We start from the raw sequence: 8,390 nt of genomic DNA, 5'->3' as shown, positions 1-8,390 counted from the left end.
TTCCCAAATGCGTTTAACCGCTATGGGATAGAGAGGTGCGTAGTTCACCCAAGGAGAATCAATCTCTCGAAGTAAAAGTGAAGGGAATTTCTGAAATGGAATTCAGTCTGTCTATATTTGACTATACTTTTACTAACTATTGCGTTAACAGAAGTTCTCCCCTAGCCCAATTAGACATCGATCGCCTAAAATAGTCAAAATTAACTTATTTGTTGGCTCATGTCTCCCCTCGACAACATCGCTAAACTGTCTCACCTCACCCGCAGAGATGTTCAGAAAAATTGGTTTATCGCTACAGCAGCGGGAAAACCAATTCAACCCGTCACCCTCAATGAAAAACAATACATTATTTGGCCGGCCGGCAGACAAATCCAATATCTAACTCAAAAAATTATTGTCCCCGAACATTTAGCCGGTTATCCTTTAGAGGGAATGGAACTGAGATTAATCTTAACTTGGTGGGCGGAAGATGTCAAAATTTATGTTAATAATCAATTTATCCAAGCAGGAGACCTCTTTGATTCTTCCACGTGCATTTTACTTTCTAACTCGGTCTCTACTGGTCAAGAAATCCTTGTTACTCTCCGTTTAGTCAGTCCCAATCATGATATTGGTGGTTTGATGAAATCGCAGTTAATCTATGAATATAGCCAAGCTATCGATCCTAGTTTTGTTGCTGATGAATTAACCATTCTCCATAATTATCTGCAAACTTTTTATCCTGAAAACTTAGCGGCTTTTACCGCTACTCTCGATAATATTGACTGGGATAATGTCACCAACAAAGATAAATTTAATCGCTCCCTAGAATCAATTCGTCAATCCCTGCAAACCCTCGCTAAACCTCTCAAAGAACGCAGTTTTCATCTTCTCGGCCACGCACATTTGGATCTGGCTTGGTTGTGGCCGTTGGCAGAAACTTGGCAAGTGGCAAAAAACACTTTTATCTCGGTTTTAAACCTCCAAAAAGATTTTCCTGCCCTCATATTTGGTCATTCTAGCCCCCTAATTTACGACTGGATAGGAAAACATCATCCTGACCTGTTTCAAGCAATTCTAGAGGCATATAAAGGGCAATCTTGGGAACTTTTGGGCGGGATGTGGGTAGAACCAGAAGTCAATTTAATTTCTGGGGAATCCCTATTTCGACAACTACTTTATGGACAAAAATATTTTCAAGAAAAATTTGGACAAATCACTGAAACTGCTTGGCTACCGGATACCTTTGGGTTTCCCTACCAATTGCCGCAAATTCTTAAATCCTTTGGCATAAAATATTTTGTAACCGGGAAACTACATTGGAATGATACGACTAAATTTCCCCACGGTTTTTTCTGGTGGCAATCTCCCGATGGCAGTAAAATTCTTTCCCTAATGTCTCCTCCCAATGTTGCCGGAGTTATGGATACTAATCCAATTATTATGACCGATCATGCTCTCAATTGGGAACGGCAAACCGGATTAAAAGATATTTTTTGGCTGCCAGGTGTTGGCGACCATGGCGGCGGTCCGACTCGTGATATGTTAGAGGTGGCCCAACGTTGGCAAAAATCTCCTTTTTTCCCCCAGTTAAAATTTAGCCAAGCAACAACTTATCTGAACAGTCTGGAGACAAGTAATCTCCCTATCTGGGATGATGAATTATATCTAGAATTCCATCGCGGTTGTTATACTACCCACGCTGACCAAAAGGCCTATAATCGTTACTGTGAAATCCTCTTGTATCAAGGAGAATTATGGTCTTCTCTGGCTAATATCTTACTAGAGATTCCCTATCCGAAAGTTGAGATAGAATCGGCATGGAAAAAGGTTTTATTAAATCAGTTTCACGATATACTGCCTGGTACTTCTATACCCGAAGTCTTTAGGGATGCCAATCAGTTATGGCAGCAAGTTATCACCACAGGTGAAGCAATTTTAGATCAAGCTTTACAAGCAATTGCCACTCAAATTAATTTACCTAATCCCCCCCATCCTCAAGCAAAACCTTTTCTAGTTTTTAATTCTCTTAACTGGGAAATATCCCAGGTTATCTCTTTAGCTATAGAATCTGTAAATTGCTCGGTTTATGACTTAAATAATTGTCTCTGTCCTTCGCAATTATCCCACGACAATCAACTGTTATTTATCGCTGAAAATATTCCTGCTGTGGGTTATAAGTTATTTTGGTTAGTTGCCAATCAGCAAGCAACCGAGAAAAATTTAACTAACTGCCAATTTATTTTAGATAATGGCTTGCTTAAAGTTACTATTAACTCGGAAACGGGGGATATAGATAGTATATTTGATATAATTAATCAAAAAGAAATCCTGCAAGCTGCGGGGAACCAATTACAGGGATTTAAAGATCAAGGGCAATATTGGGACGCTTGGAATATCGATCCGAATTATCAACAATATCCCTTATCTAAAACAGTATTAAAATCGATCGAATGCTTAGAATGTGGTCCCTTGCGCTGGCAGATTCGCGTGATCAGAAGTTTAGCTGATTCGGAATTTTGTCAAGATTATATCTTAGAAAAAGATTCTCCTATTCTCCAGATTAAAACTATTGTTAATTGGCAGCAAGAACATACTTTAGTAAAAACCGCTTTTCCTCTCACCCTAAACAGCGATTTTACCACCTATGAAATTGCCTGTGGTGCGATCGAGCGTTCCCACGAACCAGAATCACCAAAATGGGAAGTTTACGGTCATAAATGGGCGGATTTAACCGATACAGAGGCAAACTACGGGGTGAGTATTTTAAATAATAATAAATATGGCTATGATGCTACTAACCGGCAACTGCGATTAACTCTGTTGAGAAGTCCCCGATGGCCCGATCCCGAGGCGGATCTGGGGAAACAAGAATTTACCTATGCAATATATCCCCATCAAGGTAACTGGAAAACGGCGAAAACTGTCCATCACGCTTGGCAGTTAAACTTACCTGTCACCGTTATTTTTATTACTAATTCTTCTCGATCAACCCAGTTGCCACCCGTGGCACAATGGTTAAAATTATCGGCCGATAACTTAATTTTAATGAGTTTCAAACAAAGTGAAACATCCGCTCGGAGTTGGGTAATGCGCGTTTATGAATGTCAGGGAGAAAACGCTGTTATTGATTGGCAAAATCAATTACAATTAACAATAAAAGAATCGATCGACGGTTTAGAAAGAGCGATCGATCCTGTTGAGCAACTTTCTCCTTGGCAGATAGCCACATGGTTATTAAAGAATTAATCTTCGTGATCTTCAAAAGGATCGCTTAATTCTGCTGCTGGCGGACCAAAAGCGGTATAAAGAGCTAAAGCGGTAATTCCTACCAAAGCGGCAGCGATCGAAACACCCAAAATTGTTGCAGTTTCCATAAAATAAAATTTGCTTAGATACAGTTTGTATCTTATCTTAACAAGATATAACCAATCTCGCCGCCGATAGCGATCGCTAATCAGGCCGGTTGCATTGCTGTTATCTCATGCCCGATAATGGTGAAAGGATCAACTAAATAGCGATCAAACTAAACTAGAAGAATTATTATGAAGAAACTCCTACAGGGACTAGAAAGGTTCCAGAGTGGTTATTTTGATGAACATCGGCAATTATTTGAGCAACTCTCCCACGGACAAAAACCGAGAATCCTGTTTATTACCTGTTCCGATTCCAGGATCGATCCTAACCTAATTACCCAAGCGGAGGTGGGGGAATTATTCGTAATTCGTAATGCGGGAAATATAATTCCTCCCTACGGGGCAACCAATGGTGGTGAAGCTGCATCTATAGAATATGCTATCAACGCTCTCGGCATCGAGCAAGTGATTATCTGCGGTCACTCCCATTGTGGAGCGATGAAAGGTTTATTAAAATTGCAGAGTCTGGCCGATGAAATGCCTTTAGTTTACGATTGGTTAAAGCAAGCAGAAGCTACTCGACGTTTAGTTAAGGATAATTACAAAGAACTAAAAGGAGAAGAACTGATCGAGGTGACAGTAGCAGAAAATGTTCTCAATCAGTTAAGTAATTTGCAAACCTATCCAATTATTCGTTCCCGATTACATCAGGGTAAATTGTCCCTACACGGTTGGATTTTTCGGATTGAAACCGGCGAAATTTTCGCCTATGATCCCATCCTACACGATTTTGTCGCTCCCCATAGTAAAATTACCCATCCCGAACCAGAAGACAATTTACCCCCTAGTCGTCACCTTCCCAATAGTCATCCCTTCAAGATTTCTGAGGATTATATCCGGACTAATGCGGACGTAAAAAAAGCCACTCCTGCGGTTAATACTGTGGCGAAAAAGAATGGCTCCTCAACCCAAAAACCGGGCTATAATTATTTAGACCCCTCCCAAGCTGATCGCATTTATCGCGGTTCGAGAAGTTAATTAGGGATTAGAGAAATTCTCTAGAGATGTGCTTATTACCGTCTCTAGATCTAGAGTGGCAGTTAATGGCAAGAGCCTTCCCAGTTGATAATGACCGTAATCCGGGACAATCAGCCTAACATCTGGTGACAGCATCGGCAAGTCAGCAACGCTCAGTGTTAGGAAAGCTAATAGCTATTGCTTTTTACTCAAAAAATATGGTATGATGGAAAACTGTCAGTTTTACGAAAGCCGATGAAAACGGAAGAGATTATCAAATCAATCGAAGCCGAGTATCTCAAGAGCGATCTGCCCATTATCCATGTCGGTGACACGATCCGGGTAGGGGTGCGAATCGTTGAAGGAGATAAAGAGCGGATTCAGCCCTACGAGGGCATTGTCATCGCCAAACGCCATGGCGGTATCAACGAAACGATTACAGTACGCAAAGTCTTCCAGGGTGTGGGAGTAGAAAGAGTCTTCCTGCTCCACTCGCCGCGGGTTGCCAGTCTCAAGATCATCCGTCGTGGTAAAGTACGTCGGGCGAAACTCTACTATCTGCGCGATCGGGTTGGCAAAGCCACCAGGGTACAAGAACGTTTTGATCGCCCTCTCTAAAAATTTTCCGGCGACAGCCTAACCAAGAAAGTTGCTCAATCGCCAACAACTACGCTATAATAAATAAAGGCCTTAAAAAAGCCAAATAGTTTAGCGAATGGGCGCTCTTAGTTCAGTTGGTAGAACGCAGGTCTCCAAAACCTGATGTCGGGGGTTCAAGTCCTCCAGGGCGCGTTTGGTAATCACCAAGCCGATAACTGCAAAGGACATGATCTAAATGTCTGGGGGTTAGTGTGGGTTGTCCGGTGAAAATGATAAGTTAAGGATAGCTTGAGTATCATTTTAAGGAGTAGCGATCGTGGCCAAAAAAGAAACCCTAGAAAAAGACACGAGCGACAAGAAAGAGGGAAGCTCCTTTCAGGTCAAGGAATTCGTCAATGAAACCAAAGAAGAACTCGCCAAAGTCGTCTGGCCTTCCCGTCAGCAACTTTTGAGTGAATCAGCGGCCGTGATGTTAATGGTGACTTTGGTAGCCACTCTCATCTATCTGATTGATAAATTCTTTGCCTGGGGTGCGGGGAAGGTGTTCCCATGAGTCTAGAAGAAGAACAGTTTCCCGAAGAAGTCAATCTCAGCAACCTACCGAAAAAACCCCGTTGGTATGCCGTGCAGGTGGCTTCTGGTTGTGAGAAACGGGTCAAAGCTAATTTGGAACAGCGCATCCACACCCTCGATGTGGCCGATCGCATTCTGCAAGTCCAGATTCCCCAAGCGGCCACCGTCAAAGTCCGCAAGGATGGTTCACGGCAACATGGTGAGGAAAAAGTCTTCCCCGGTTATGTCCTGATCAAAATGATCATGGATGATGACGCTTGGCAGGTGGTAAAAAACACCCCCCACGTGATCAATTTTGTCGGGGCCGAACAAAAGCGCCACTACGGACGCGGCCGCGGTCACGTCACCCCGCTACCCTTGAGTATGTCAGAAGTCGATCGCATCTTCAAACAAGCTCAGATTCAAGAACCCGTCGTCAAAATCAATATGGAAGTTGGCGATCAAATCTTGGTTCTATCTGGTCCATTTAAGGACTTTGAAGGGGAAGTGATCGAAGTTAGTCCCGAGCGCGGCAAACTCAAGGCCCTGCTCTCCATTTTTGGTCGGGATACCCCGGTCGAATTGGAATTTAATCAAGTCGAAAAACAAAACTAAATCATGGCTAAAAAAGTCGTCGCAATTATTAAACTAGCTTTACCTGCTGGTAAGGCTAACCCTGCTCCTCCCGTGGGTCCTGCTTTAGGTCAACACGGGGTGAATATTATGGCGTTTTGTAAAGATTACAACGCTAAAACCGCCGATCAGGCTGGGATGATCATCCCTGTGGAAATCTCCGTTTTTGAGGATCGTAGTTTTACCTTTGTCCTCAAAACTCCCCCCGCTTCCGTTCTCATCCGCAAAGCGGCCGGTGTGGAAAGAGGTTCCAACGAACCCAACAAGAAATTTGTCGCCACCATTACCCGCGACCAATTACGGGAAATCGCCCGGACTAAAATGCCCGATCTTAACGCTAACGACATCGAAGCGGCCATGAATATTGTGGCGGGAACGGCCAGAAATATGGGTGTCAAGATCTCAGACTAAATCTTATTTCGGGGAGAAGTTAAGCTTCGTTATTACCCAAGGAGCAACAAATCAGATGGTAAGAAAAGTTTCACGACGTTTGCGAGATGCCCAGGCTAAGGTAGAAAATAAAGCCTACGAGCCATTAGAGGCACTGACATTATTAAAGGAATTAGCGACGGCGAAATTCGACGAAACCGCCGAAGCTCATATTCGTTTAGGTATCGATCCTAAATATACCGACCAACAACTGCGGACAACGGTAAGTTTACCCAAAGGAACCGGACGCACGGTGCGAGTAGCGGTCATTACTCGCGGGGAAAAGGTACAGGAAGCGAACAACGCCGGGGCCGATATCGTTGGTTCGGAAGAATTAATCGAAGAAATCGCCAAGGGGATGATGGATTTCGAGGTTTTGATCGCCACCCCCGATATGATGCCGAAAGTGGCTAAATTAGGTCGTCAACTCGGTCCGCGGGGTTTAATGCCTTCACCGAAAGGGGGAACCGTAACCACGGATTTAACGGGGGCAATCGCTGAGTTTAAAGCGGGTAAATTGGAATTCCGGGCTGATCGCACCGGTATCGTTCACGTTCAATTTGGTAAAGCTTCTTTTAGTGCCGAGGATCTGTTAGTCAATTTGAAAGCTTTACAGGAAACGGTGGACAGAAACCGGCCTTCCGGGGCCAAGGGGCGTTACTGGCGTACAGTTTACGTTTCTTCCTCCATGGGGCCATCGATTCAAGTGGATATTAGCACCCTGCGGGATCTGAAATTAGCAGAAGGTTAATGACAGTTATTTTTTCTGAAAAAGCCTCCAAGTAATTGGGGGTGTTTTTTGGGGATTTTATCTATTCTAAGATCATTGATTTTCATTTTTGGGTTCTTCTATAATCAATACAGCATGATATTGTCCTTCTTTTAAATTTGAGGGAACTTGTACGGTTAATTGACCTTCATTGTTAACGAATGCTTCAACTTCAATGGTTTTCATGTTAACATATCTCTCTTCATTTTCTGCTATAATCTTAACGGTAGAAGCATCCTTATCTGCTAAAGACCGAGCATACTTTCCTCTGACTGCACTTTTTAAATGAGACTCCGTTAAAACCTCAGAATAATCATCTAACATTTCATCATCATTGATAGGATCATTCATTACTTTGTTCATAGATTTTTCTTTCATGTTTAGTTACTCTCCTAGCACTAATGATTCTGATGTTTTCTTGTCTTTCAGCATGAACAACTAAAAGCAAGCGGTTTTGACTAGAATAACCAATTGTCAAAAAACGATCTTCTAAGATTGAATGAGTAGGATCATCTAAAGTCAAAGAATAGGTATCTTCAAATACAGTTTTAGCCTCATTAAAAGAAATATCGTGTTTTCTCAGATTTATCTTAGCTTTATCTTCATCCCATTCAAAATTAGTCGTCACCATCTCAATTATACACAATAAATAAAATAAGTGGTATAAAAATCGCCCACCTTACTATGGTAAACCTTTAGTTAACTAAAGTGCGCTCGCCTTTGGCTAGATACTTTCGGGATCGCTCTATCTTGATCTTTATAGATGTTGGAAAAAAAACAATAAATTTGTGATACTGTTATCATTTTGACAAGTTATTGATGCTCTTTCTCAAGAAGATCGTCTATCTCAAGGTCGCGAGAGGACTCCCGTTAAACCGCTACGCAGTTAACGGGAGATGAATCGCGACCAGAATGAAACTAACGCGGTAGGGTTTCCACTTTCGGGGAGTTTTTTTGGTTCTCGACGTATTTTTTTAGTTGTTCGACAGTAACGCCGCCACAACTAGCCACGAAATAACCTCCCGTCCAAAAATAAGGTTTATTGTCGAAATACT

11 protein-coding genes and 1 tRNA gene are annotated in these 8,390 nt (G+C 42.4%); 8 read left to right on the top strand and 4 right to left on the bottom strand.

The window, feature by feature from the left end; genetic code table 11:
• Positions 1 to 219 precede the first annotated feature (219 nt).
• On the top strand, positions 220 to 3,228 hold the full coding sequence (locus tag IM477_RS06500) for an alpha-mannosidase (protein ID WP_287731002.1): 3,009 nt from the start codon (positions 220 to 222) through the stop codon (positions 3,226 to 3,228).
• On the opposite strand, the gene psbN is transcribed toward IM477_RS06500, so the two are convergent.
• Positions 3,225 to 3,356, bottom strand: coding sequence for a photosystem II reaction center protein PsbN (psbN, locus tag IM477_RS06495; RefSeq protein WP_002736132.1), 132 nt, complete (start codon positions 3,354 to 3,356; stop codon positions 3,225 to 3,227). The two genes, IM477_RS06500 and psbN, sit on opposite strands and share 4 nt — an antisense overlap.
• A gap of 168 nt (positions 3,357 to 3,524) precedes the next feature.
• Between psbN and IM477_RS06490 the strand changes: the two genes are divergently transcribed.
• From IM477_RS06490 to rplA, 7 genes are all read left to right on the top strand, one after another.
• The gene (locus tag IM477_RS06490) at positions 3,525 to 4,373 is read left to right on the top strand and encodes a carbonic anhydrase (RefSeq protein ID WP_287731000.1); all 849 of its coding nucleotides are present in this window, start codon (positions 3,525 to 3,527) and stop codon (positions 4,371 to 4,373) included.
• A 234-nt stretch (positions 4,374 to 4,607) separates the two neighbouring features.
• Positions 4,608 to 4,970 (top strand): 50S ribosomal protein L19, encoded by a 363-nt coding sequence (gene rplS / locus IM477_RS06485; RefSeq protein WP_287730998.1) that lies wholly within the window; start codon positions 4,608 to 4,610, stop codon positions 4,968 to 4,970.
• A 101-nt stretch (positions 4,971 to 5,071) separates the two neighbouring features.
• Positions 5,072 to 5,144: transfer RNA gene (locus IM477_RS06480), tRNA-Trp, on the top strand.
• A 124-nt stretch (positions 5,145 to 5,268) separates the two neighbouring features.
• Entirely contained in the window at positions 5,269 to 5,505 is a 237-nt protein-coding gene (secE, locus tag IM477_RS06475; protein ID WP_002765998.1) for a preprotein translocase subunit SecE, read from the top strand.
• Complete coding sequence (gene nusG, locus IM477_RS06470) at positions 5,502 to 6,119, top strand: transcription termination/antitermination protein NusG (protein ID WP_147070770.1); 618 nt, start codon at positions 5,502 to 5,504, stop codon at positions 6,117 to 6,119. Before secE ends, nusG begins: the two co-directional genes overlap by 4 nt.
• A 3-nt stretch (positions 6,120 to 6,122) precedes the next feature.
• Positions 6,123 to 6,548: a 50S ribosomal protein L11 gene (gene rplK, locus IM477_RS06465; protein ID WP_079208987.1), complete on the top strand. Its 426-nt coding sequence runs from the start codon at positions 6,123 to 6,125 to the stop codon at positions 6,546 to 6,548.
• 55 nt (positions 6,549 to 6,603) lie between these two features.
• On the top strand, positions 6,604 to 7,317 hold the full coding sequence (gene rplA / locus IM477_RS06460) for a 50S ribosomal protein L1 (RefSeq protein ID WP_287730996.1): 714 nt from the start codon (positions 6,604 to 6,606) through the stop codon (positions 7,315 to 7,317).
• Between the two features lie 72 nt (positions 7,318 to 7,389).
• Here the strand turns inward: rplA and IM477_RS06455 are convergent, their stop codons facing one another.
• The 3 genes from IM477_RS06455 to IM477_RS06445 all read right to left on the bottom strand — a co-directional run.
• Positions 7,390 to 7,713 (bottom strand): hypothetical protein, encoded by a 324-nt coding sequence (locus tag IM477_RS06455; RefSeq protein WP_287730995.1) that lies wholly within the window; start codon positions 7,711 to 7,713, stop codon positions 7,390 to 7,392.
• Complete coding sequence (locus IM477_RS06450) at positions 7,679 to 7,966, bottom strand: BrnT family toxin (RefSeq protein ID WP_287730994.1); 288 nt, start codon at positions 7,964 to 7,966, stop codon at positions 7,679 to 7,681. The genes IM477_RS06455 and IM477_RS06450 overlap by 35 nt, the downstream gene beginning before the upstream one ends.
• Positions 7,967 to 8,253: 287 nt before the next feature.
• On the bottom strand, positions 8,254 to 8,390 hold a 137-nt coding region (locus tag IM477_RS06445; RefSeq protein ID WP_287731004.1), incomplete at its 5' end, for a transposase.

Source organism: Microcystis sp. M090S1 (assembly GCF_020246295.1).
Classification (GTDB): Bacteria; Cyanobacteriota; Cyanobacteriia; order Cyanobacteriales; family Microcystaceae; genus Microcystis; species Microcystis aeruginosa.
Note: the sequence above shows the minus strand (reverse complement) of the source record. Positions and strands in the feature narration are given on the sequence as shown.